The organism is Streptomyces sp. NPDC048185, from assembly GCF_043202495.1.
Classification (GTDB): Bacteria; Actinomycetota; Actinomycetes; order Streptomycetales; family Streptomycetaceae; genus Streptomyces.
This window is the reverse complement of record NZ_JBIDAN010000016.1, coordinates 40342-63100: the sequence shown is the minus strand read 5'-3', so window position 1 is coordinate 63100 and position 22759 is coordinate 40342. Positions and strand designations below refer to the sequence as shown.

Here is a 22759-nt window from a genome sequence, read left to right as displayed (position 1 = left end):
CGCCCCGGACCGTGGGGACATGTCCCACACCCCAGGCACCGGCACGCGGAGCGGCTCCTTCCTCGGGGAGGTGAAGGACGCCGTCACCCCGCGGGCCACCCTGCTCGTGCTCGGGGTGATCGCGCTCCAGTTGCTGTTCATCGCCTCCTACGTGGGAGCGCTGCACGACCCGAGGCCCAGGGACGTGCCCTTCGGCGTCGCCGCCCCCCAGGGCGCGGCCGAGCGGGCGGTGGCCCGGCTGGAGCGGCTGCCCGGGTCGCCGCTGGACCCGCGCACGGTGGCCGACGCGGCGAGCGCACGGCAGCAGATCCTGGACCGGGAGATCGACGGCGCCCTGATCCTGGACCCGGAGGGCGGCACGGACACCCTGCTGGTCGCCTCCGGCGGCGGCACCGTCCTCGCCACCACCCTGGAGGGCATCGTCGGCGAGCTGGAGGCAGCCGAGGGGCGCCCGGTGCGCACCGTCGACGTGGCCCCGGCCTCGGCCCAGGACTTCGACGGGCTGTCGTCCTTCTACCTGGTCGTCGGCTGGTGCGTGGGCGGCTACCTGTGCGCGTCGATCCTGGCGATCAGCACCGGCGCCCGGCCGGCCGACCCGCGCCGCGCGGCGATCCGGCTGATCGTGATGGCGCTGGTCGCGATCGTCGGCGGGCTGGGCGGCGCGGTGATCGTCGGGCCGATCCTGGGCGCGCTGCCCGGCAGCGTGGTGGACCTGTGGGGGCTGGGCGCCCTGATCACCTTCGCGGTGGGCGCCGCCACGCTCGCCCTCCAGGGCGTCTTCGGGATCGTCGGCATCGGGCTGGCGATCCTGCTGGTGGTGATCGCGGGCAATCCGAGCGCGGGCGGCGCCTTCCCGCTGCCGATGCTGCCGCCGTTCTGGCAGGCGATCGGCCCGTGGCTGCCGCCGGGCGCGGGCACCTGGGCGGCCCGCTCGATCGCCTACTTCAAGGGCAACGCCGAGACCGTGTCCCTGCTGGTGCTGTGGGCCTGGGCGGTCGCGGGGACGGTGATCACGCTGCTGGCGGCCGTGCTGCGGCGCCGGCGGCAGGAGACGGAACTGCCCACGCAGGCCGGCTGACCGCCGTACGCCGCGCGAGCGCGCGGAAGTCCCGCCCCTCGCGCGCGGGACGGGACTTCACGTGCGGTGCCGCTGCTCAGCCGATCTGCGTACCGGTGGCCGACAGGGCCTCCGTCACCGGCTGGAAGAAGGTCTCCCCGCCCGAGGTGCAGTCGCCGCTGCCGCCGGAGGTCAGGCCGATGGCCTTGTCGCCCGAGAAGAGCGAGCCGCCGCTGTCGCCGGGCTCGGCGCAGACGTCGGTCTGGATCAGGCCGTTGACGATGTCGCCGTTGCCGTAGTTCACGGTGGCGTCCAGGCCGGTGACCGTGCCGTCGTGCACCTGGGTGGTGGAACCGCTGCGGGTCACCCGCATGCCGACGGTGGCCTCGGCGGCGCCCGAGATGGCCTGGGAGGAGCCGTTGTAGAGGTTCACCTCGCTCGGGTGGTCCACGCCGGCGCTGTACTTGACCAGGCCGTAGTCGTTGTCCGGGAAGCTGGAGGCCTCGTTCTGGCCGATCACGGCGCCGGAGGAGTCCGACCAGCTGGAGATGGCCTCGGTGCAGTGCCCGGCGGTGAGGAAGTACGGCGCGCCGCCCTTGGTCACGTTGAAGCCGAGCGAGCAGCGCCCGCCGCCTCCGGTGATGGCGTCACCGCCCGCGACGAAGGGCTTGTACTCGCCCTCGGTCCGCTTGAGTTCGGCCTTGGCGCCGAGCCCGTCGACCACCTCGGTCAGCTTGGCCCACTCGGCCCCGGAGACCGTGCGGTCGGCGGTGACGACGACCTTGTTGGTGGTCGGGTCGGTGGCCCAGGAGGTGCCCGGGATGGTCGCGTCCTCGGCGAGGGTGGTGCGCGCGCTCTTCAGCTCGGCGAGCGAGTTCTCGACGACTCTCGCCTCGGCGCCGGCCTCCTCGACGGTCCGGGCGGCGGCCTCGTCGAGCACGTTGACGACGAGGCTCTTCGCCTGTGCGTCGTAGTACGTACCCGCCGCGTCGGCGCCGAGGTCGCCGAGCAGCGTGGAGGCGAGCTTCCCGGCCGCCGTGACCGACAGGGTCTCGGGCGCGGAGGCCTCCGGGGACTCGCTGGCGTTCGCACTCTGGAGGGTGACTCCCGCGGCGACCAGTGCGGCGATGCCCGCACCTGCCACGGCCGCCCGCCGCCTGGGTATGCGTCGGTGCTTCAACTCATGTCCTCCTGTGGGGGGTCGGTCCGGGAGGTCGTGGGGATCTCACGGACCGGAAGGCTGGTTGACGAGCGCCAACTCTTCCCACTCCACAGGTGGCACACAAGGTCGACTCCAGGACGTGCGCACGACAACTCCAGCGCGGTCACACGGCCTTCACCAATCATGTCCCTTCCAGGAGGATTCGCGGAGCGCACCGCACCGCGAGCCCCGCGAGCGCGTGACCGGGCGCGGGGGAGCCCCCGCACGCAGGCTGCGTGCGGGGGCTCGTCGTGCTGCCGGCCGCGCTGCGGGACGGCCTCAGTAGACGCTGACGCCGTACGCGCTCAGGGCCTCCGTGACCGGCTGGAAGAACGTCGTGCCGCCGGAGGAGCAGTTGCCGCTGCCGCCGGAGGTCAGGCCGTACGCGACGCCGTTGCTGCCGTAGAGCGGGCCGCCGGAGTCGCCGGGCTCGGCGCAGACCGTGGTCTGGATCAGCCCGGAGACGATGTCGCCGCCGCCGTAGTTGACGGTGGCGTTCAGGGCGGTGACGCGCCCGCTGTGGGTGCCGCTCGTGGAGCCGTCACGGATGACGGTGGTGCCCACGCTCGGGGTGGCCGCGCGGGTGATGTCCACGCCGTTCGCGGTACCGGGCTTGCTGACGGACGTGTTGGTGTACCGGACGATGCCGTAGTCGTTGCCCGGGAAGCTGGAGCCGGCCGTGGTGCCGAGGACCGTGCTGTGCCCGGAGTTGGACCACCAGGTGCCCGCGCCGTCGGTGCAGTGACCGGCGGTCAGGAAGTACTCGGTGCCGTTGCTCGCACGGACGTTGAAGCCGAGGGAGCAGCGCCAGCTGCTCGCGTAGATGGCGTCACCGCCCTGGATGAGCTTGTTGAACGTGCCGGGGGTGCGCTTGATGGTGAGCGCGCCGGCCTTGTCGCCGGCCCGTTCCTTGATCTTCGCGATCTCGGCCTGGGTGACCGTGCTGTCGGCGGTGACGACCAGCCGGCCGGTCGCGCTGTCGACGGCCCAGGCGGTGCCCGGGACGTCGGCCTGGAGCACGGCGCTGCCGGCGCTGTTCAGCTCGGCGGCGCTGAAGGTGGCCGGGGTGGGGGCGGGCGCCGCGGTCGCGCTGGGGATCGCGATCGCGGCCGCGGCCACGAGACCGGTGGATACGGCGATCAGCCGGGTCCGTCTCGAGATGCCGCTGCGGGGGTTGGTGCGCTTGATCCTCACTTGTCGTTCCTCCACAGGGGAAGTCGGGGGCCCTCTCGTGGGGTTGGGGCCCGTGAGGCGCAGCCAGAGGACGGACGTCCGGGTTCCGGACACGCCGTGCCCCTGACAAGCGCTGAGGTTGGAGTATTCGGCCGAACGGCCGGTCGGCGCAAGAGTGCCTTTCGGACTTCAACCATCGACCGGCCGTCGCCGCCGACCCCCGCGAGAGATCAGCGCAGTTCGCGCTCCCCCGCCTCGATCCCGGCCTCCAGCGTGTTCCCCGGCGGCGGGAAGGGGCAGATGAAGTGGTCGGCGAACGCGCACGGCGGCAGCAGCGCCCGGTTGAAGTCGACCGTCGTGCGCCCCTCGGCGTCCGGGGCGGCCGGGCGCAGGAACCGGAAGCGGTAACTGGTGCTCCCGCTGGTGGCGTCGGCGAACACGGCCCACAGCGAGCCGTCCTCCTCGACGGTCACCTGGAGCGTGTGCCGCCGGTCGCCCAGGGCGAAGGCCAGCTCCCCGCCGAGGCCGAGCCCGCGCTCCCGCCCGTCCGCGTTCGGCACCCGCACACTGCGCCGCCCCGTCTCGTACGGCGTGAAGCGCCCCGGCACCGACCAGCGCGGATCGTAGGGGGTGGCCGCGATGCCGCGGAACGCGCGCCGTGCCTCGGCGGCCGGGTCGAAGTCGCGCACGCCCCAGGCGCCCTCGCGGAGCAGGACGACCAGGCGCCGTTCGCCGTGGGCCACCCGGGCCGCGCTCGCCGGCCCCGGGTCGGCCGTGAGCCGCACCGCGCCGTCGAGGGGCCGCCCGTCCACGGTCAGTCCGTCCGCCCCGGCGGCGCTCAGCAGCACGGCGTCGCCGTCCGCCGCCCAGGTGCCCGGGATGCCCGGAAGCCGCCCGTCCGGAAAGTCCTCCAGCCAGTGCGTGCCGGTCAGCGCGAGCGGCCCGTAGGGCGCCGACACCGTCGCCGCGCGCTGCTCGTGCCAGCGCTTCCACTCGTCGGATGCGTCCGTCGTCATGGGATCAACCCTTCCACACCGGCTCGGCGAGACCGAGGTGCGAGCGCAGGGTGCCGCCCTCGTACTCCGTACGGAACACGCCGCGCTCCTGGAGCAGCGGCACCACCCGGTCCACGAACTCGTCGAGTCCGCCGGGGGTCGGCTGCGGTACGAGGACGAAGCCGTCGGCGGCGTCCCGCGCCACGAACGCCTCCAGTTCGGCGGCGACCGCCCCGGGGGTGCCGACGAAGGACTGCCGCGCGCCCGCCTCGATCACGGTCTGCCGGATGGACAGCCCCTTCTCCTGCGCCAGGGCCCGCCACTTCTCGGCGATCGCCGTGCTGTCGCCGTGCCGGGTGCGTCTCTGGCTGAGCTGCGGGTCCGGCACCGGTTCGATGTCGGGCAGCGGCCCGTCGGGGTCGTACGCGGACAGGTCGACGCCCCAGACCCGCTCCAGCGTCAGGACGGCGGTCTGCGGGGAGACCTGCTGCCGGCGTATCTCCGCGGCCCGCTCCCGTGCCTCGGCGGCGGTGTCCCCGAGGACGACGGTGACACCGGGCATGATCCTGAGGTCGTCCGGGCTCCGGCCGTACCGCGCCAGGCGCCGTTTGACGTCGGCGTAGAAGGCGCGGCCCGCCTCCAGGGTGCCGTGCCGGCTGAAGATCACGTCGGCCGAGGACGCGGCGAACTCCCGGCCCTCGTCGGAGTCGCCCGCCTGGATCACCACGGGGTGGCCCTGCGGGGAGCGGGGCACGGTGAACTCGCCCGCGATGTCGAAGTGCCGCCCGTGGTGGGCGAAGGGGCGGGGTGTGCCGTCCGGGGTCCAGGAGTCCCACAGTTCCCGGGCGGTCGCCACGAACTCGGCGGCGCGGGTGTATCTCTCGGAGCGGTCCAGGAAGCCGCCGCGCCGGAAGTTCTCGCCGGTGAAGGCGCCGGAGGAGGTGACCACGTTCCAGGCCGCCCGGCCGCCGCTGAGGTGGTCCAGGGTGGCGAGCCGGCGGGCGAGTTCGTAGGGCTCGTTGAAGGTGGTGTCGACCGTGGCGGCCAGCCCGAGGTGCTCGGTGACGGCGGCGAGCGCGTTCAGCACGGTCAGCGACTCGGGGCGGCCGACCACGTCCAGGTCGTGGATGCGGCCCTTGTCCTCGCGCAGCCGCAGCCCCTCGGCGAGGAAGAAGAAGTCGAACAGGCCGCGTTCGGCCGTGCGGGCGAGGTGCTCGAAGGAGGCGAACTCGATCTGCGAGGCCGAGCGGGGATCGGCCCGGACGGTGGTGTTGTCGACGCCGGGGAAGTGGGCGGCGAGGTGCATCGTCCTCCGTGCGCTCATGACGCTCCTCCCGCGGCCGCGACGGCGTACCGGTTGGCGGGCCGCTTCAGGCCCAGGTGCTCCCGGAGCGTGCTGCCCGGGTAGAAGGTGCGGAACAGGCCCCGGTGCTGGAGCAGCGGCACGGTGCCGTTGACGAGCCGTTCCAGGTCGCGGCGCGGCTCGGCCGGGGTGAGGTGGAAGCCGTCGACGGTGCCGTCCCGGTGCCAGGCGGCGATGAGTTCCGCGAGGTCGACGGGGCCGCCGCGGTAGAGCGGGCCGCGCGGGGTGGGCCGGGGGCCGCCCTCGCCGTGGCCGGGCTCGGCCGCGTACTCGCCGTCCCCGAGGTCGACGTCCAGGGCGGCGAGGACGCGCAGGGCGTCCGGATCGCGGCCGTGGGTGGCCGCCGAGGCCCGCAGTCCGGCCCGCGCGGCGGCGGCCTCGGCGGGATGCGCGGTGCGGACGAGGGCCACGTCGGCGTACCGGGCGGCGACCGCGCGGGCGGGCGCCTCGGTGGCGTCGACGACCCGGACGGGGTGGCCCTGCGGGGGCCGCGGCACGATGGAGGGGCCCTTGACCGAGAAGTGGGCACCGGTGAAGTCGACGTGGTGCAGCTTGTCCCGGTCCACGAAGCGGCCGGTGGCCGCGTCCCGGATCTCGGCGTCGTCCTCCCAGCTGTCCCACAGCCGCGCCGCCGCGTCGGCGGCCTCGCCGGCCTCCTGCCACAGGGCCTCGGCGGGTGCGGCGTGGCGGCGGCCGAAGAGGCGGGCCTCGCCCTCGGTGGCCGACACCCCGATCCGCCAGCCGGCCCGGCCGCGGCTGACCCAGTCGAGGGTGGCCACGGCGGCCTGGACCTGGAAGGGCTCGGTGTGCGTGGTGGTGACGGTGGGGACCAGGCCGACCCGCCGCGTGGCGGGTGCGACCCGGGACAGGACGGCGAGCGCGTCGGGACCCGGGCGGCCGAAGCCGTCGTGCAGGGTCACGAAGTCGAGCGCGCCGCGTTCGGCGAGCCGCGCCGCGTCCGCGTAGGAGCCGGCGTCGTACACCGACCGCTGGTCCAGGGCGGCGGCCAGGTGCAGCCGGCGCCGGCCGTGGGATGAGGTCATGCGGAAGAGCCCTTTCCGGCAAGCGGATGTCAGTGGGGGGTCCGGGACCGAGCGGAGAGCGCCGGTCAGAGCACCTTGGAGAGGAACGCCCGGGTGCGTGCGTGGCGCGGGCGGTCCAGTACGTCACCGGGCGTGCCCTGCTCGACGATGCGGCCGTGGTCCATGAACACCACGGTGTCGGCGACCTCGCGGGCGAAGCCGATCTCGTGCGTGACGACGATCATGGTGGTGCCCTGGCGGGCCAGGTCCTTGATGACGTCGAGGACCTCACCGACCAGTTCGGGGTCGAGCGCCGACGTCGGTTCGTCGAACAGGAGCAGCTTCGGCTCCAGGGCCAGCGCCCGCGCGATGGCCACCCGCTGCTGCTGGCCGCCCGACAGGTGCCGCGGGTAGGCGTCCGCCTTGTCGGCGAGGCCCACCCGGTCCAGCAGCAGGCGCGCGCCCTCGACGGCCTCGCGGCGGGGCCGTTTCAGCGCGGAGACCGGCGCCTCGGTGATGTTCTCCAGGACGGTCAGGTGCGGGAAGAGGTGGAAGTTCTGGAAGACGAAGCCGATCCGGGTGCGCTGCCTGAGCACCTCCCGCTCGGGCAGCTCGCGCAGCCGGTCGCCGGTGCGCCGGTAGCCGATCAGCGTGCCGTCCACGGTGACCGCGCCCCGGTCGACCTTCTCCAGGTGGTTGACGGTGCGCAGCAGGGTGGACTTGCCGGATCCGGAGGGGCCGAGGACGACGGTGACCTCGCCGGTGCGGACGGTGAGGTCGATGCCCTTGAGGACCTCCAGGGTGCCGAAGCTCTTGTGGACGGACCTGATGTCGACCATGACGCTCATCGTGCGGACTCCTCGAGCAGGGGGTGGGGGCCGGCCGCGGGACCGGCGGAGGTGTGCAGGAAGGCCAGCGCGGCCCGTGCGGTGGCGTCGTTCTGCCGGAACGCCACTCCGCCGGTGCGGGGCCGGGTGAAGGCGCCGGAACCGCGCGCGTCGGTGTGCGGGCCGAGCGCGAACCGCCGCGGGTGGGGCCGGCCCGACCGGTCCAGGACCCGCCCGTCGGTGCGGTCCACGGCCAGCAGTCCGTCGGGGGTGGCGGCGGCGCCGTCGGCGTGCAGCGCGCGCAGCAGCGGGTCGCGGGCCCGCTCGACGGTGGGGTGCGGCAGCCGTGCCTCGACCAGGGCCCGGGCCTCGACGACGGAGCCGGGCACGCTCGCACCGGAGGCCCGGAAGACGCCGTCCTCGGCGGTGACGGTCATGCCGGCGCCAAGGAAGCGGACCACGCCCGCCCGGGACAGCGCGAGCAGGTGGCGCAGCCGGGGGGCGGGCGGGCCGGAGGCGAGGTAGCTGAAGAAGCCGTGCCACCAGCCGCCGATGTCGCCGAGCCGGACCAGTTGCCCGTAGACGGAGAGCAGAGCGAGGAAGACGGCCAGGTCGGGGCTGTGCTCCGGGTCGTGACGGCGTCGCAGGTCGTCCTCGACGTACCGCCGCAGCCCCTCCTGGAGCTCGTCGTGCGAGCCGTAGGTCACCTTGTCGAGGGGCCGGTCGAGGGCGGAGAGGTCGAGCCGGTCGGCGGGGTCGGGCACGGCGGCGGCGACGAGAGCGGCGCGCTCGGCGGTGTCGGCGGCGGCGTACCGGGTCTCGAAGGCGGCCCGGGCGAGGGTCACCCGCTCGGGGTGGGCGGTGAACAGCCGGTGGTAGTGGGCGAAGCCTAGTTCCTTCTCGACCAGCGGCCACACGTCCCGCCGGAAGTCGAAGCCCTCCGGCCGGGCCAGCAGCGCGTCGACCTCGGCGGGTCCGAGGAACCGCGGCAGCGGGGGCCGGTCGCCGGTCCAGTCGTAGCCGATCTTGGCGTGGTAGGGCACCCCGCGCCGGGAGCCGACGTGCAGCACCGGCTCCCGCCCGGACGGCACGTACGTGTCGCCGTCGTACCGTCCGCCCCTGCCCTCGGTCAGCAGCACCATCAGGTCGACGAAGGCCAGCCCGAAGCCGCGGACGAGGACGGGTTCGCCGGGGCGCAGCGCGGACAGGTCGCTGTCGGCGGTGAAGTCCGGCGGGAGGTGGACCAGGCCGTGGGTGCGGGCGTACGCGGCCAGGTCCCGCTGCTCGTCGTCGGGTTCGGCGTCGAGGTGGCCGAGGGTGAGGACGACGAGGTCGGCGAGGAGCGGGAGGGTGCGGCCCTGGAGCCACACGCGCTGGCGTCCCTCGCGCGGGCCGTCGACCCGCAGCGCGCGCCGGGCGTGGTGGTACACCACGAAGCCCGGGGGCAGGGCGGCCACGGCACGCTCGTACGCCCAGCGCAGGTAGGCGCCCTGCACCCGGCGGCCGGCGAAGGTGCGGCCGTCGAGGCCCGCCCATTCGTGCAGGGTGGGGCCCGGCCGTACGGGGCCGGCCATCTCCACCGTCTCGTCGGTGAACATGGTGACGTCCTCGGCGTGCGAGTTCATCCACAGCAGCGGGGACTGCCGCTCGCGCCAGATACGGCCGGCGCCGGGCGGGTGCGGGTCCACGAGGTGGATGTCGAGGCCGGAATCGCCGTACAGCTCGGGCGCGTTGGCGGCGATGCGCTCCAGCAGGCCGGTGCCGCGCGGTCCGGCACCGACGACGACCAGCGCGGGCCGGGTCATCGGGTGTGCTCCGTGCCGCGCGCGTAGTGCTTCTCGACGTAGTACTGGCCGACGCCGAGCACCGAGGTGACGACGGTGTACCAGACGGTGGCCACCATCAGCAGCGGGATGACCTGGTAGGTGCGGTGGTAGACGAGCTGGACCGAGTAGAGCAGGTCCTGTACCGCGATGACGCTGACGATGGAGGTGCCCTTGAGGGTGCCGATCAGCATGTTGCCGGCCGGCGGCACGATGGAACGCATGGCCTGCGGGAGCACGATCCGCCGCCATCGGCGCCACCGGCCGAGGCCGAGGGCCTGGGCGGCCTCGATCTGGCCGCGGTCCACGGAGAGGATGCCGCCGCGCACCACCTCGGCGGCGTACGCGGCCTCGTGCAGGGTCAGGCCGATGATCGCGACGGTGACCGGGCCGAGCAGGTCGACGGTCTTCACGCCGAGGACCTGCGGGTACAGGGCGCCGATGTTGAACCACAGCAGGAGCTGCACCAGGATCGGTATCGACCGGAACAGCCACACGTAGCCCCAGCTCACGGCCCGCAGCACGGGGTTGGCGGAGAGCCGGAACGCGGCGAGCAGGGTGCCGAGCGCGAAGCCGAGGACCATGACGACGGCGGTCAGCCAGAGGGTGAGCCACAGGCCGCGCAGGACGGAGTCGGAGGTGAACCAGTCGGCGACGACGTCCCACTGGAAGGCGTCGTTGCGCAGGACGGAGTTGACGGCCAGTCCGAGAAGCACGAGGACGGCGACGGCGGCCGTCCACTGGCCGAGGCGGCGTTGCGGGACGATCCGCGGGAGGTCCGCCTTGTCCGGGGCGTCCGGTACGGCGGCGGGTCGGTCGAGGGTGTCGGAGGACATGCGAAGGCTCCGTGACATCGAGTCAGTCGGACACGGTGGGTGGTGCCTTCACACGGCCGAGCCCCTCAGCAGAGCCGTGCGCCGAGAGTACGGGGCGGTTTCGGTGCGCTGTCAAGGCTGTCCACACTGTGAGCCGCACATCTCAAGTCGTTGACGCGGAACCGGATGCCTGTTCCACTTGGCCCATGCATCCGCAGCAGTGGCTGGTCACGCGCTCCCACATCGACTTCGGTCGAGTGTGGTCCTCTTCCTGTTGAGCCGCCCCCCTGCCTGCCCTGATCACCTGACCCCGTAGGGGCTCCGCGGGTATTCCCGCCTCTTCTGCACGCCTGCACGCCTGCACGCCTTCACGCCTTCACGCCTTCACGCGCACCCCTCCCCTCGTGCCGCCCCCTGCCTTCTTCCGTTCCCAGGAGACCACTGACATGCGTACGCCCACGCGTGCCCGAAAAAGGCTCTTCACGCCTTTCGCCCTGATCGCCTCGGCGGCCCTTCTCCTCACCGCCTGCGGTTCCGGCGACCCCGCCGCGGACGTCGCGGGCGCGGCGGGCGGCTCCGACGCGATCCCCACCACGGACGTCGTCTCCGGCGTCGAGGAGAACCCGGCAGCCGTGAAGCTGCTGCCCCCCGGCACCGACGGCCTCACCCTCGCCGTCAGCGTCGGCGGCACGCCGCCCGGCACCACCTACCTGTCCGACGGCAGGACGCTGACCGGCCAGGACGTCGACTTCGCGAACGCCGTCGCCAAGGCGCTCGGCATCGGACTCACGACCGAACAGGCGTCCTTCGAGGCGATCCTGCCCGCCCTGGACAGCGGCAAGTACGACGTCGGCGCCGCCAACTTCGGCGTGACCGAGGAGCGGCGCAAGACGATCGACTTCGTGACGTACATCAACGACGGACAGGGCTTCGCCGCCCGCGAGGACAGCGGCTTGTCGAAGGTCACCGACCTCGCGCAGCTGTGCGGGCTCAAGGTCGCCACCGGCGCCGGCACCACCTTCGAGGCCACGCTGGAGGAGAACGGGCACCTGTGCACGGACGCCGGGAAGAAGGCCTACGAGGTGCAGACCTACAGCGAGCAGGGCGCGCTGTGGTCCTCGCTCCAGCAGGGCCGCAGCGACGTCGTGATGTCCACGATCGACGGCCTGCGCTACGCCGTCGCCCAGCAGGAGGGTCTGACGTTCCTGAACGAGTTCCACCGCCTGGACGTCGGTTTCGCCCTGAAGAAGGGATCGAAGCTGGCGCCCGCCCTCCAGGCCGCGGTGAACGGGCTCATCGCGGACGGCACGTACGCCAGCATCCTGAAGAAGTGGGGGACGACGGAGTCGGCGATCGCCCGGTCCGAGATCTCGCCCCCAGAGCTGAAGGACTGACGGCCGCTCAGCAGTCGCACCCGCAGTCGCAGCCGTCGCAGCAGCACCCGTCACTGCAACTGCTGCAGTTGCTGCAGCAGTCACAACAGTCGCAGCAGTCACCGCAGTCGCACTGGGAGCACAGCCCGTCCCGGCGCTGCCGGCTCCAGGGGTCCTCGAACGTGCCGCAGCACATCTGGCACGTGCAGGCCAGCCCCAGCCACACGGCGCACCCCGCGAGCAGGCCCCGCCGGTCGCGGTGCGGAGGCTCCGGGGGCATCGGCGCACCGGGGCCGCCCGGGGCGCCGGGCGGCGCGTACGGGTGGCTGCCGTGCGCACAGGAGGGGGTGCCGAAGGCGCGGTCGACGGAGGTGCCCAACTCGTGCACCAGCAGCCGGTGCACCAGCCGGCGGTCGGTGAACTCGGCCTCGCGCAGCGCCAGCCGTATCCCGTGCACGGCGTCGTCGGCCAGCCGGCGGGCCTCCGTGCGCGGGGTGCCGGTGGCGGTGAGCGGGTTCCAGGCGCCGGCCGCGGCGTCGGCCTCCTGGTCCTCCACGGCGTCCAGGAGGTGGGCGAGCCGGCCGAACAGGCGCCCCGCCTCGGCGAGCGGCCCGGCGTTGTCCGGCCGTCCGGCGAGGTGGGCGGTGTGGGCGAACGCGGCGGCGGTCGCGGTCTCGGTCGGCTCGGTGACGCGGAGGAGCGGTGTCCCGGGCCCGGCGAGCACCTCGATGCCGGCCTGCCGGTCCACGGCGTCGACGAGGACCGCCGTGTCGAAGCCGACGGCACCGCCGCCGCGTCGGCCGGCCGCGTCCCAGCCGGCGGCGACCCGGCGGGCGGCGCGGGCCACCGGCCGCCGGGCCAGCAGTCCGTCCCCGTCCGCGACATGGTCGCGCACCTTCGCCGAGGCCAGCACCAGGGAGACGGCCGCCGCGAGCCGGGCACCCTCACCGTGCGCGACGGAAGCGGTGCGCATCCCGCGCAACGGGCAGGGCCCCGCCGTGCGCCGGCCGGCACCCGCGCCGCCCCGTTCGGCCTGAGCCTCCGTCAACACCGATATGAGCAGCCCGTCATAGTTCGTCACGATGCGCGCGAACTGGCCGTGATCCTTGCGCAGCGCGAGGCACAACCCACACAGATGCGCCATCCACTGGCTGGTGAGGCTCTCTCCGAGCCGGTGCCTGCATGGCCTGACGATTCCGAACACGACACTCCCCCGTGGGTTCGTACGACGCTGAGCTGCGGCATCGTACCGACAGCCGCTTTCACCCGTACGCACCGTCCCTCACCCGTCCGCCGGGAAGAATCATATTTCACTCACGGTCAGCATCCGTTTGGGAATCGGCCCTTGGGACACAAGGACTCTCGACGGATTCGCTGTGCACCAGTACCGTCACAAACCCCCCGCGCGGCGTCTATCCACTTGGCGCGACGTCCGCATCATGGATGACCATAGGGATGCGGAAGGCACGAAAGACCGCTGTGAGAGGAGGCGTCCATGGGATCGGTACGCAAGGCGAGTGCGTGGCTCGGCCTCGTCGACGACAACGATGACGAGCGCTACTACGACGACGACTACTCCGAGGGCACCGAGTCCCCGGACGCCTGGGTCACGGACCCCCGGGTGAAGGTGGCCTCGGACGTCGCCGAGGAGAGGGGCCGGCGGATCGGCACGGTCACCCCGGACAGCTTCCGGGACGCACGGGCCATCGGCGAGCTGTTCCGGGAGGGGGTCCCGGTCATCATGAACCTGACGGCGATGGAGGCCGGCGACGCCAAGCGCGTGGTGGACTTCGCGGCCGGTCTGATCTTCGGCCTGCGCGGTTCGATCGAGCGCGTGTCCACCCGGGTGTTCCTGCTGAGCCCGGCCGACACGCAGGTGATCAGCGGCGATCCGGCCGCGCACCGGTCGGACGGATTCTTCAACCAGAGCTGAGGCGGGGCCGCGCACCACGGCCCCGCCCCCGCCCGTGCCTCACCGGAAGGCGTCGAGTCCGGTGAGCGCCTTGCCCAGCACCAGCTGGTGCATCTCGACGGTGCCCTCGTAGGTGAGCACCGATTCCAGGTTCGTCGCATGCCGCATCACGGGGTATTCGAGGGAGATCCCGTTGGCGCCGAGGATCGTGCGGGCCGTGCGGCAGATGTCGATGGCCTCGCGTACGTTGTTGAGCTTGCCGAAGCTGACCTGCTCGGGACGCAGGCGGCCGGCGTCCATGCGCCGCCCGAGGTGGTGGGCGAGCAGGATCCCCTTGTGCAGTTCGACCGCCATGTCGGCGAGCTTGGCCTGGGTCAGCTGGAAGCCGCCGATGGGCCGCCCGAACTGCTCCCGCGACTTCGCGTACTCCAGGGCCGCCTCGAAGGAACTGCGGGCCGCGCCCATCGCACCCCAGACGATGCCGTAGCGGGCGTGGGACAGGCAGCTGAGCGGTCCGCGCAGGCCGGTGACCTCCGGCAGCACCGCGTCGGCGGGCAGCCGTACGCCGTCGAGGACGAGCTCGCTGGTGACGCTGGCCCGCAGGGACCACTTGTGCTTGATCTCGGGCGCGGAGAAACCGGGGCTGTCGGTGGGCACCACGAACCCGCGGATGCCGTCCTCCGTCTGCGCCCACACCACGGCGACGCCGGCCACGGACCCGTTGGTGATCCACATCTTGCGGCCGTCGAGCACCCAGTCGCCGCCCGCGTCGCGCTTGGCCCGGGTCCGCATGCCGGCCGGGTCGGACCCGTGGTCGGGCTCGGTCAGCCCGAAGCAGCCGATGACCTCACCGGCGGCCATGCGCGGCAGCCACGTCTCCTTCTGCTCCTCGCTGCCGAAGCGGTGGATGGCGTACATGGCGAGGGAGCCCTGCACGGAGACCAGCGAGCGGATGCCGGAGTCGGCCGCCTCCAGCTCCAGACAGGCCAGCCCGTACTGGACGGCGGTCGCGCCGGCGCAGCCGTAGCCCTCCAGCGACATGCCGAGCGCGCCGAGGGAGCCGAGCTCGCGGGCGAGGTCCCGGACGCCGGGCAGCTCGCCCTTCTCGTACCACTCCGCGATGTGCGGCAGCACGCGGTCGGCGGCCCAGCCCCGCACGGTGTCCCGGATCGCCAGGTCCTCCGGCTCCAGCAGGTCGTCGATGCCGAGGGGATCGACGGGGTCGAACGCGGGCAACTTGGGGGACGAGGCCATGGGACACCCTCCGGGACGAATGAAAACTAGCGGTGCTAGTTATGAATTCTCATGCCGACGTTACGATGCGAGGCCGCCCACGTCCACCATGCCCGTCCCCCACCCACGCGCCACCCGTCCACCGCCGAACGAAACGCAGCGCGGCCCTGGGCCACCGCCCGCACCCGACCACCACGCCGGGCGACCGGAAGCGGCGCGCCACCGGGTCCACCGCCCGCAGCCACCGACACGCCGGGCAAGGAGGGTGCGCCGTCACCGCCGACCCAGAGGAGCGCGGCCCCGGGGGCACCCGCCCGCAGCCACCGACGGCGCCGGGCGACGGGAAGCGGCGCGGCCGGGGGGGCACCAACCGCGGCCGCCGGCGGCGCTCGGGCCCCACGGGCGACGTCAGCCTCTCGGCCGGCGGTGAACGGGGATGTGCGGGTGGGAGACGAGCACGGTCACACCGAGACGCGTGACTCCACGGCGTCCCGAGGCGCAGGCACCGCCACCGCTTCCGACTCCTCCTCGCACTGCATGACCCGCGGCAACCGCAACGCCATCACCGCCCCCAGCAACAACAGCCCCGCACTCACCAGCAACGTCACATGCAGTCCGTGCACGAACGCATCGCCCGCGGCCCGCCGCAACGCACCCCCCGCAGGCCCCCCGAGCTGCGCGGCGACCTCGTACGCCTCCCCCAGCGAATGCCCCGCCGCCACCGACGCCGAGGCCGGCACCCCGGGCACGCCCCCCGTCAGCCCGGGCGCGTACGCCGCGTTCATCACGCTGCCCAGCAGCGCGATCCCGATCCCGGCGCCCAGCTGGTACGACGTCTCGCCGATCGCCGCCGCCCCGCCGGACTGCTCCTGCGGCGCCTCGCTCAGCATCGACTCGTACGCCCCGAACAGCGTCGTCTCCAGGCCGAAGCCGAGCAGCACGAACCCGGACAGCAGCAGCGCGCAGTTGTCCGCCCGGCCCATCGCCGTCAGCAGCACGACCGCCGCCGCCGTCAGACAGAACCCGGCGCACACCGTCCGGCGCGGCCCGAACCGCCGCAGCAGGCGCGCGCCCGCCAGGCCCGCCGCCATCGCCGCGAAGGTCAGCGGCAGCAGCCGCAGCCCGGTCTCCAGCGGGGACAGCCCGAGCACCAGCTGCAGGTACTGCGCCGCGATCAGCTCCAGCCCCACCAGCGCCAGCATGGCCAGCACGATGCAGCCCACCGACGTACTGAACGCCGGCCGCCGGAACATCCGCAGGTCCACCAGCGGATGCGTCCGGCGCCGCTGCCGCCGTACGAAGCCGGCCAGCAGGACCGCGCCCGCCACCAGCGGCAGCACGGTGAGCGCGCTCACCACCGGCTCCCCGCCGCCGAGCCGCTTCACGCCGAGGACGACCCCGAACAGCCCGGCCGCCGCCATCAGCGCGCCGACGACGTCCCAGGGCCCGGTGCCGTCGCCCTTCGACTCGGGCAGCAGCAGCCGCCCCACCGGCAGGCTGACCAGCATCAGCGGGATGTTGACGAGGAACACCGAGCCCCACCAGAAGTGCTCCAGCAGGAAGCCGCCGAGCAGCGGCCCGACCGCCGCGCCCACCGCGGCCACGGCGCTCCAGATGCCGATGGCCAGCGCCCGCTCCCGCCGGTCGGGGAAGACCTCGCGCAGGATCGACAGCGTCGCCGGCATGATCATCGCCCCGCCGACCCCGAGCAGCGCGCGGGCCGCGATCAGGACCTGGGCGCCGTCGGCGAGGGCCGCCAGCGCGGAGGCGACGCCGAAGAGCGCGTAGCCGAGGAGCAGGATCCGTCTGCGTCCGACCCGGTCACCCAGCGTGCCGAAGAGAATCAGCAGCGAGGCGCAGACCAGGGGGTAGACGTCGACGATCCAGAGCAGTTCGATCGCGCCGGGCCTCAGGTCCTCCGTGACGGCGGGGACCGCCACGTGCAGGACGGTGGCGTCGACGGCGACGAGCAGCAGGCTGACGCAGAGGACGACGAGGACCACCCAGCGGTTGGCGCCGGCCCCGGCAGCCCGGCGGCGCGGCGTGGCGGCAGCCGTGGTCGTCCCGGACATGCACGTACCTCCAAGATGTTCCCTCGCGTCCGGCGGGCCGTGCGGGGTGGGGACTCCCCGGCGGCGGCCGGAGGGAGCGGGGTCCCCTGGCCGTGCAACGGATCGCGAGTGACTCGCCAGCGTACGCGAGTCCGTCGCACACTCGCGTGTTCGAGCTCACACATCCCGCATGACCTGTGTGGTGTCCGCCACCGCACCGGCCCGGCCGCCGACCCCGGCCGGCCGCGGCGCCGGGTGCCCGGCGGATAATCGGGCCCGTGACCGATCTTGAAACGCGCGTGGTGGCGGGCCGCCGCCCCGGAGCCCTGCGCCGGGCCGCCCCGGCGCTCCTCGGCTACGCGGCCGTCCGCGCCCTGGGCCTGCTCGCGCTGGCCCTGTGGAGCGCCGCGCGCGACAAGAGCGCGTACACCCTGCTGACCGCCCGCTGGGACTCCCTCTGGTACACCAGGGTCGCCGAGCTGGGTTACGGCTACGAGGTGCGGCTGCCGAACGGCGACGTCCATTCCGACCTGGCCTTCTTCCCCCTGCTGCCCTGGCTGGAGCGGCTGGGCGCGGCCGTGAGCCCGCTGTCGTACGCCGACACGGGCTTCGTGGTGAGCCTGCTCGCCTCGCTCGCGGCCGCCTGGGGGATCTTCGCGGTGGCGGAGCACGTGTACGACCGCCGGCTCGGGGTGTGCGCGGTGCTGCTGTGGGCCGTGCTGCCGGTGGGGATCGTGCAGTCGATGGCGTACAGCGAGTCACTGTTCACCGCGCTCGCCGCCTGGTCGCTGTACGCGGTGCTGACCGGGCGCTGGGTGACGGCGGGAGCGCTGGCCGCGCTGGCCGGGCTGACCCGGCCGGTGGGGCTCGCGGTGACGGCGGCGGTGTGGGTGGCCGCGATCGCGGCATTCGGGCGAACCCGGAGCGGCACCGCCGCGCGCGGCGCCCTTTCGCCGGAGCGCGCCCCCGCCGAGGGCGTGCGGCGTGCACTCGGCATGCTGCTCGCGCCCCTGGGCGCCGCCGGATACGTGCTGTGGGTCGGCCACCGGACCGGCCGGGGCCCGTTCGGCTATCTCGACGTCCAGGCGGGCTGGCGCAACGGCTTCGACGGCGGTGTGTCCTTCGCCCGGTTCGTCGGCGGGAAGCTCACGTCGTTCCCGTCGGCCCTGGCGGGCGTCGGCCTCGTCGCCGGTGTCGCCCTGCTGCTGTGGCTGTACGTGGTCTGCGTACGGCAGCGCCAGCCGCTCGCGCTGCTGGTGTACTCGGGGATCGTCACGGCTCTCGCCCTGTGCGCGTCGAGCTACTTCGGCTCGAAGCCCCGGCTGCTGCTGCCCGCCTTCCCGCTGCTGCTGCCGCTCGCCCTGGCCCTGTCCAGGCTGCGCACGTCCAGGTCGGTGCTGGTGGTGACGGGTGTCGCCGTCGTCTCCGCCGGTTACGGCGCGTTCTGGCTGAACGGCTCGGGTCCGCCCTGACCGGTCCCGTTCGCCCGGTGAGCGCCGGGAGAATGGCGCACCAGCATTCGGTTAACGAATTCATAAGCACGATAAAACCGCCGACCGGGCCGATCAAAGGAATTGAAGCCCACAGCAGGGCCTGATTGCGGATTCTCCGGGAAAAGACCACTCCTGAGAGGAATCCCACATCACATCGTCATCACAAAGCCGTTGTTTCGGCAAGGATCACTCCTCACTCGCTGTAACGTCGATTGGGTGCGTACCGAACGGAACCTCACCCGTCTGGACCGGGTGTTCGCGAGACTCGACCGGGAGCCGGAACGGCCGGCCCACCTAGATGTGCCGGTGATGAGCCGGCACCGCATTGCGCTGTTCTCCGGGACCCTCGCGTTCTATATCGCGATCGTGTGGGCCGTGCTGATCACCTCGTGGCTGGTCCGGCTCGACTGGCAGGTCATGTTCTTCCGGCCCTACCAGCAGTGGCCGGAGATCCACGCGTTCGTCGACTACTACGTGGTCCTCGGCCAGCGCGGCCCCACGGCGGTGATGGTCGCGGCCTGGCTCGGCTGGCGGTCCTGGCGCCAGCACACCCTGCGGCCCCTGCTCGCGCTCGGCACCTCCCTGCTGCTGCTGAACGTCACCGTCGGCGCCGCCAAGATCGGCATGGGGCGGCTGGGGCCGCACTACGCGACCACGGTCGGGGCGAACGAGATGTGGCTCGGCGGAGATATATTTCCGAGCGGTCACACCGCGAACGCCGTGGTCACCTGGGGAATCCTGGCCTACCTGGCATCGACGCCCCGGGCGCGCCGCTGGCTGTCGGCGCTGTCGGCGGTCACGTCCCTCGGGGTCGGGATGTCCACCGTCTACCTCGGTACGCACTGGCTCAGCGATGTCGTCCTCGGCTGGACGGCGGGACTGCTGATCCTGCTGGCGCTGCCGTGGTTCGAGCCGCTGATCGCCCGCACCGAGGTCTGGATCCTCGGCCTGCGGGACCGGTGGTCCGCCCGGCGCGGCCGTACGCGGCCGGCGAAGGAGCCGGTCGCCGCTCCCGTGGTGCTCGCGCACCCCGTTCCCGGCCGGGAGGAGACCCCGGCGCGCGAGCCGGTGGCCGCACCCCGCGCCACCCGGGCGCCGGTGTACCTGGCCCCGGGCCCGCACACGGCCCGCTCGGACCGCACGCCGGTCACCCCGGCGGGCAGCCGCCGCCCGCCGCACTCCGACCGTCATCCGCGCAGCACGGCCCCGGCGGCACGGCCCCTGTCCGGCGGCTGACCGCCCCCACGGGCGCGCGGGGGCCGGTACGCACAGCCTCTCCCCCGCAGCACGACGGCCCCGGCCCTCCGCACAGGAGGGCCGGGGCCGTCGGCGCGTGTCAGCCCTTCCAGGCGCGCGCCACGCGGCCGTCCTTCACCTCGAAGTTGAGCCGGCCCACGCGGTACTCCATGGTGATGACCGTCCCCGGCGCCAGCGACCGCACCGTCGACCAGCCCCGCTCGCGCGCGAGCCGTTCGGCCGCACCGGAATCGAGGCCCACGTAGGTGTCCGGGCTGTCCTGGGGTTCGGCGGGGGGTGTGGGAATCGGTGGCATGTCACCACGCTATGCCCTGCCCCACGGGCGGGGAAGCCCGGGCCCGTATCGGGCGGCGCGGACGCCCGACGGTCACATTTCTGTCACAGGATCACGGCATGCGTTTTGACCGAACTCCGTCACCCGGATGGACGCTTCCGGACTTCTTCCGCGAAGACGTCGGGGCAATTCCGGGATGTCGCGCCGACCCCTCGAATAAGCGAGCGGAAAAAGGCGCCGAAGTTGCCCGACGACTCCGTTCGCTTTCCCTCGGACGAACCCGGGCGATCGCGCGGCGATCGGATACCGCCACAGGAGACACACTTTTCGCTCACAAGTTCTCCGTGCCCGGTGCGGACGTCCCGGTCCGTCAGCCGGCCGGCACGGTGACGTGCACCGACAGGTCGTTGTCCCGCGTGTAGCAGGGGCCGGCCTCCACGGGGCCGTGCCGCGTGTCCACGCGCACGCGCGGGAAGACGAGGACGGGCTCCTTGTCGGCGATGTCGTCGAGCAGCCGGGCGACGCGCACGGCGGGCCCCCGCTCCCCCGCGGTCCGCAGCCACAGGTCCCACCGGCCCGGCGCGAGGGCGCCATAGGCGATGCGGAGCCGGAACTCCGCCCGGTCGGCCGTCAGGCCGAGCCGGTGCACGCCTTCCGCGCCCGTACCGGGGCGGGCGCGCAGCTCGGCGTGGGCCCCGGCGGCGAGCAGGGTGCCGTAGACCCGCCCCCGTACGGTCAGCCCGTCGTCCTGGAGGCGCAGCTCGGTCGCCTCGGCGTGGGGCGCGCGCAGCCAGCTGCGGACGGTGAGGTTGCCCTGCCGGGTGGCGTACGGGATGCGGACGGCGACGTGGCCGAGCAGACCGCTCGGGGTCCGGTCGGCGAGGGAACGCAGGTCGGTGACGCCGGGGACCAGTCGCCGGGGAACGCCGCCGGACATGTGCGCGTAGGCGTCCCAGCGCCCCTCGGGCAGGGCGACGCTGCTGGGCAGCGCGGCGCGCAGCCGTCCCTCGGCGGCCGGGGCGAGCGGCAGGCCGACGGTGTCCTCGGAGGCGTCGGCGGTGCGGCGGCGCAGCAGCAGGTGGGCCGCCCCGGTGCGGCCGTACGCGGCGACGTCGAAGGTGAGGCCGCCCGCGGAGTCGGCGATGCAGTCGGCGCACAGCGGGGCGGCCGACGGGGGCTGCGACGTCATGCGGTGCGGTCCCTCCCTGGGTCTCTCCTCGTGCCTCTCCTCGTCCGGTCAGACCCGCGACCCACTCTTCCGGTTGTCCGTGTCCGATTGCGATGCGGTCACGGCCGGCGGTGGCGGGCCGGTCGCGGGCCCGGCACACGCGCCGTACAGACAGTTTTCCGCCACCCGGTTCATTCGCTGATTTCCTGATTTGTCGACCTACCGATCCAGCGACGTTCGACTGCCCCTTCCTCGCCAACTCCGTTTCATGACACGGCACTTGACGACCGCTGTTCGGCGCCTCGGCCGTCCCGGCCCGGTGCCGGGCGGTTCGATTCCGTTCGCCCCGGGGGCGTGACTCCCGCCGCGGATCGCCCGTTGTCTTCAGCATGAGCCGGGGACCCACCCGGACCGCGGGCCGGGAGCCACCCGGCCCGGCCACGCACCGCATCCCGAGGGAGCCACCCGTGCCGCGCATGCTCGACGTCAGCGACGACGTACGCGCCGAGATCGGCGACGAAGAAGCCGACCGCCTGCTCGCCGGGGAATCCGCCCCGGGCAGCTACGACTGCACGTCCTGCCGCACTCCGGGCGACTGCGAGCAGGAGCGCACCAGCACCGTTCTCTTCGTCGGGGACGAGACCGCCGTTCTCGCCTTCGCCCACGCCGGCTGCCTTCCCTCACAGGTCGTCAAGGTCACCGAGGAGCAGCTCCAGGGGGCCGTGAGGTCCATCAACGGCGGCTCAGCCCGCCCGCAGCCGGAGACGGCCGCGCCCGAGCAGGCTGTGCTGGGCGTCACCAGCGGACTCGTGCTGATCGCCGACGAGCTGCACCCGGCCCTCGTGGTCGAGCCGACCGCCCCCATCGTGCGGCCCGGCACCACCGGCGCCGGCGACGACTTCCTGCCGCTGCTCATCGAACAGGGCTTCACGCCGGTCGTCGAGCTGTCCACCGCCCCCACCGTGCTGCACGGCTGGTCGGTGCTGATCGCCATGGGCCAGCTGCACGCGGTGCTCCAGCCGGGGACGAACGGCGGCCGGCCGGTGGCCTGGTGGCAGGCGCACCAGCCCCTCCAGGTCACCGAGGGCTGGCGCGCGGCGGCCAACAAGCAGCAGCAGGTGCTGATGTTCGCGGCGCCGGTCGGGACGATCGGCCGGCAGCCCCGGGAGGACCTGCTCCGCGACGCCCTGGACAAGGCGGCGGCCGGCGGACAGCTGGTCGCCGCCGCGTTGCCCCTGGCCGGGACCTGATCACCGGGCGCGGGTGACCGCCGTCCCGCCCGCATCCCTTCCGGCCCGGGGTCGTTTGGACATACGTGCACGCATACGACTCCTCCCACCGCCACGGTGGCCCCTCGGCCACGCCGATCTACGACGCGCTCTACGCCGAGTACGTCAGGTCCTTCCGCTCGCTGCCGGGGGATCGCAGCGGCGAGGAGGAGCTGGAGTTCACCGGGTTCGGGGACATGTCCCGCGGCCGGGGCTACGGCGCCTACAGCCTGGGCGCACACAGCACCCGGCTCGGTCAGCAGTCGCCGTGGCAGCGCGTCGGCCAGCTCGGCCCGCACGGCACCGGGACGATGCGCCACGTCCCGGCCGCACTGCCGCCGGCCCCGCGTCGGGGCGCCTGAGCGCGGGTGGAGCGGCGGGGGGGGGGGGGGGCCGCCCCGCCCCCCCCCCCCCCCCCCCCCCCCCCCCCCAAAATTGGGCGCCCCCCCGGAGC

At 73.4% G+C, this 22759-nt stretch carries 20 protein-coding genes; 7 read left to right on the top strand and 13 right to left on the bottom strand.

Features of this window, described 5'->3' with window-relative positions:
- Positions 1-19: 19 nt before the first annotated feature.
- Positions 20-1078: a DUF3533 domain-containing protein gene (locus tag ACGF3H_RS33460; protein WP_362494076.1), complete on the top strand. Its 1059-nt coding sequence runs from the start codon at positions 20-22 to the stop codon at positions 1076-1078.
- Between the two features lie 76 nt (positions 1079-1154).
- Here the strand turns inward: ACGF3H_RS33460 and ACGF3H_RS33455 are convergent, their stop codons facing one another.
- From ACGF3H_RS33455 to ACGF3H_RS33420, 8 genes are all read right to left on the bottom strand, one after another.
- Positions 1155-2237, bottom strand: coding sequence for a S1 family peptidase (locus ACGF3H_RS33455; RefSeq protein WP_362494073.1), 1083 nt, complete (start codon positions 2235-2237; stop codon positions 1155-1157).
- A 300-nt stretch (positions 2238-2537) separates the two neighbouring features.
- Positions 2538-3452, bottom strand: coding sequence for a S1 family peptidase (locus tag ACGF3H_RS33450; protein ID WP_362494070.1), 915 nt, complete (start codon positions 3450-3452; stop codon positions 2538-2540).
- Between the two features lie 209 nt (positions 3453-3661).
- Positions 3662-4447: a DUF1684 domain-containing protein gene (locus tag ACGF3H_RS33445; protein ID WP_362494068.1), complete on the bottom strand. Its 786-nt coding sequence runs from the start codon at positions 4445-4447 to the stop codon at positions 3662-3664.
- A 4-nt stretch (positions 4448-4451) separates the two neighbouring features.
- On the bottom strand, positions 4452-5750 hold the full coding sequence (locus ACGF3H_RS33440; RefSeq protein ID WP_362494066.1) for an NtaA/DmoA family FMN-dependent monooxygenase: 1299 nt from the start codon (positions 5748-5750) through the stop codon (positions 4452-4454).
- Positions 5747-6832, bottom strand: coding sequence for an LLM class flavin-dependent oxidoreductase (locus tag ACGF3H_RS33435; protein WP_362494063.1), 1086 nt, complete (start codon positions 6830-6832; stop codon positions 5747-5749). The genes ACGF3H_RS33440 and ACGF3H_RS33435 overlap by 4 nt, the downstream gene beginning before the upstream one ends.
- Before the next feature lie 65 nt (positions 6833-6897).
- A complete protein-coding gene (locus ACGF3H_RS33430; protein ID WP_362494061.1) occupies positions 6898-7659 on the bottom strand; it encodes an amino acid ABC transporter ATP-binding protein in 762 nt (253 codons plus the stop codon).
- Positions 7656-9443 carry an FAD/NAD(P)-binding protein gene (locus ACGF3H_RS33425; RefSeq protein WP_362494058.1) on the bottom strand — a complete coding sequence of 596 codons (1788 nt, stop codon included), beginning with the start codon at positions 9441-9443 and terminating at the stop codon, positions 7656-7658. Before ACGF3H_RS33425 ends, ACGF3H_RS33430 begins: the two co-directional genes overlap by 4 nt.
- On the bottom strand, positions 9440-10297 hold the full coding sequence (locus tag ACGF3H_RS33420; protein WP_362494055.1) for an amino acid ABC transporter permease: 858 nt from the start codon (positions 10295-10297) through the stop codon (positions 9440-9442). Before ACGF3H_RS33420 ends, ACGF3H_RS33425 begins: the two co-directional genes overlap by 4 nt.
- Positions 10298-10722: 425 nt before the next feature.
- Between ACGF3H_RS33420 and ACGF3H_RS33415 the strand changes: the two genes are divergently transcribed.
- Positions 10723-11670 (top strand): ABC transporter substrate-binding protein, encoded by a 948-nt coding sequence (locus ACGF3H_RS33415; RefSeq protein WP_362494052.1) that lies wholly within the window; start codon positions 10723-10725, stop codon positions 11668-11670.
- Positions 11671-11677: 7 nt separating this feature from the next.
- Here ACGF3H_RS33415 and ACGF3H_RS33410 read toward each other — a convergent pair whose 3' ends face one another.
- Positions 11678-12853: a DUF5685 family protein gene (locus tag ACGF3H_RS33410; RefSeq protein WP_362494049.1), complete on the bottom strand. Its 1176-nt coding sequence runs from the start codon at positions 12851-12853 to the stop codon at positions 11678-11680.
- A 291-nt stretch (positions 12854-13144) separates the two neighbouring features.
- Here ACGF3H_RS33410 and ACGF3H_RS33405 point away from each other — a divergent pair, with 291 nt between their 5' ends.
- The gene (locus ACGF3H_RS33405; protein WP_189230407.1) at positions 13145-13582 is read left to right on the top strand and encodes a cell division protein SepF; all 438 of its coding nucleotides are present in this window, start codon (positions 13145-13147) and stop codon (positions 13580-13582) included.
- A 39-nt stretch (positions 13583-13621) separates the two neighbouring features.
- Here the strand turns inward: ACGF3H_RS33405 and ACGF3H_RS33400 are convergent, their stop codons facing one another.
- Both ACGF3H_RS33400 and ACGF3H_RS33395 read right to left on the bottom strand, forming a co-directional pair.
- Entirely contained in the window at positions 13622-14815 is a 1194-nt protein-coding gene (locus tag ACGF3H_RS33400) for an acyl-CoA dehydrogenase family protein (RefSeq protein WP_362494046.1), read from the bottom strand.
- A gap of 440 nt (positions 14816-15255) precedes the next feature.
- Positions 15256-16866 (bottom strand): MFS transporter, encoded by a 1611-nt coding sequence (locus ACGF3H_RS33395; protein ID WP_362494044.1) that lies wholly within the window; start codon positions 16864-16866, stop codon positions 15256-15258.
- A gap of 257 nt (positions 16867-17123) precedes the next feature.
- On the opposite strand from ACGF3H_RS33395, the gene ACGF3H_RS33390 reads away from it, so the two are divergent.
- Both ACGF3H_RS33390 and ACGF3H_RS33385 read left to right on the top strand, forming a co-directional pair.
- Positions 17124-18317, top strand: coding sequence for a mannosyltransferase family protein (locus ACGF3H_RS33390; RefSeq protein WP_362494041.1), 1194 nt, complete (start codon positions 17124-17126; stop codon positions 18315-18317).
- Positions 18318-18554: 237 nt separating this feature from the next.
- On the top strand, positions 18555-19574 hold the full coding sequence (locus tag ACGF3H_RS33385) for a phosphatase PAP2 family protein (protein WP_362494038.1): 1020 nt from the start codon (positions 18555-18557) through the stop codon (positions 19572-19574).
- Between the two features lie 100 nt (positions 19575-19674).
- Here the strand turns inward: ACGF3H_RS33385 and ACGF3H_RS33380 are convergent, their stop codons facing one another.
- Entirely contained in the window at positions 19675-19890 is a 216-nt protein-coding gene (locus ACGF3H_RS33380) for an I78 family peptidase inhibitor (RefSeq protein WP_362494034.1), read from the bottom strand.
- 349 nt (positions 19891-20239) lie between these two features.
- Positions 20240-21058 carry a hypothetical protein gene (locus ACGF3H_RS33375; RefSeq protein WP_362494031.1) on the bottom strand — a complete coding sequence of 273 codons (819 nt, stop codon included), beginning with the start codon at positions 21056-21058 and terminating at the stop codon, positions 20240-20242.
- A gap of 446 nt (positions 21059-21504) precedes the next feature.
- On the opposite strand from ACGF3H_RS33375, the gene ACGF3H_RS33370 reads away from it, so the two are divergent.
- On the top strand, positions 21505-22287 hold the full coding sequence (locus ACGF3H_RS33370) for a hypothetical protein (RefSeq protein WP_362494029.1): 783 nt from the start codon (positions 21505-21507) through the stop codon (positions 22285-22287).
- A gap of 65 nt (positions 22288-22352) precedes the next feature.
- Positions 22353-22667 carry a hypothetical protein gene (locus tag ACGF3H_RS33365; protein ID WP_393589183.1) on the top strand — a complete coding sequence of 105 codons (315 nt, stop codon included), beginning with the start codon at positions 22353-22355 and terminating at the stop codon, positions 22665-22667.
- Positions 22668-22759 lie beyond the last annotated feature (92 nt).

What these genes read in the sequence shown, in the direction of transcription:
- ACGF3H_RS33395 (WP_362494044.1), bottom strand. Translation starts at nt 16,866, where the DNA reads ATGTCCGGGACGACCACGGCTGCCGCCACGCCGCGCCGCCGGGCTGCC.
- ACGF3H_RS33375 (WP_362494031.1), bottom strand. Translation starts at nt 21,058, where the DNA reads ATGACGTCGCAGCCCCCGTCGGCCGCCCCGCTGTGCGCCGACTGCATC.
- ACGF3H_RS33430 (WP_362494061.1), bottom strand. Translation starts at nt 7,659, where the DNA reads ATGAGCGTCATGGTCGACATCAGGTCCGTCCACAAGAGCTTCGGCACC.
- ACGF3H_RS33405 (WP_189230407.1), top strand. Translation starts at nt 13,145, where the DNA reads ATGGGATCGGTACGCAAGGCGAGTGCGTGGCTCGGCCTCGTCGACGAC.
- ACGF3H_RS33460 (WP_362494076.1), top strand. Translation starts at nt 20, where the DNA reads ATGTCCCACACCCCAGGCACCGGCACGCGGAGCGGCTCCTTCCTCGGG.
- ACGF3H_RS33435 (WP_362494063.1), bottom strand. Translation starts at nt 6,832, where the DNA reads ATGACCTCATCCCACGGCCGGCGCCGGCTGCACCTGGCCGCCGCCCTG.
- ACGF3H_RS33420 (WP_362494055.1), bottom strand. Translation starts at nt 10,297, where the DNA reads ATGTCCTCCGACACCCTCGACCGACCCGCCGCCGTACCGGACGCCCCG.
- ACGF3H_RS33415 (WP_362494052.1), top strand. Translation starts at nt 10,723, where the DNA reads ATGCGTACGCCCACGCGTGCCCGAAAAAGGCTCTTCACGCCTTTCGCC.
- ACGF3H_RS33400 (WP_362494046.1), bottom strand. Translation starts at nt 14,815, where the DNA reads ATGGCCTCGTCCCCCAAGTTGCCCGCGTTCGACCCCGTCGATCCCCTC.
- ACGF3H_RS33425 (WP_362494058.1), bottom strand. Translation starts at nt 9,443, where the DNA reads ATGACCCGGCCCGCGCTGGTCGTCGTCGGTGCCGGACCGCGCGGCACC.
- ACGF3H_RS33445 (WP_362494068.1), bottom strand. Translation starts at nt 4,447, where the DNA reads ATGACGACGGACGCATCCGACGAGTGGAAGCGCTGGCACGAGCAGCGC.
- ACGF3H_RS33440 (WP_362494066.1), bottom strand. Translation starts at nt 5,750, where the DNA reads ATGAGCGCACGGAGGACGATGCACCTCGCCGCCCACTTCCCCGGCGTC.
- ACGF3H_RS33380 (WP_362494034.1), bottom strand. Translation starts at nt 19,890, where the DNA reads ATGCCACCGATTCCCACACCCCCCGCCGAACCCCAGGACAGCCCGGAC.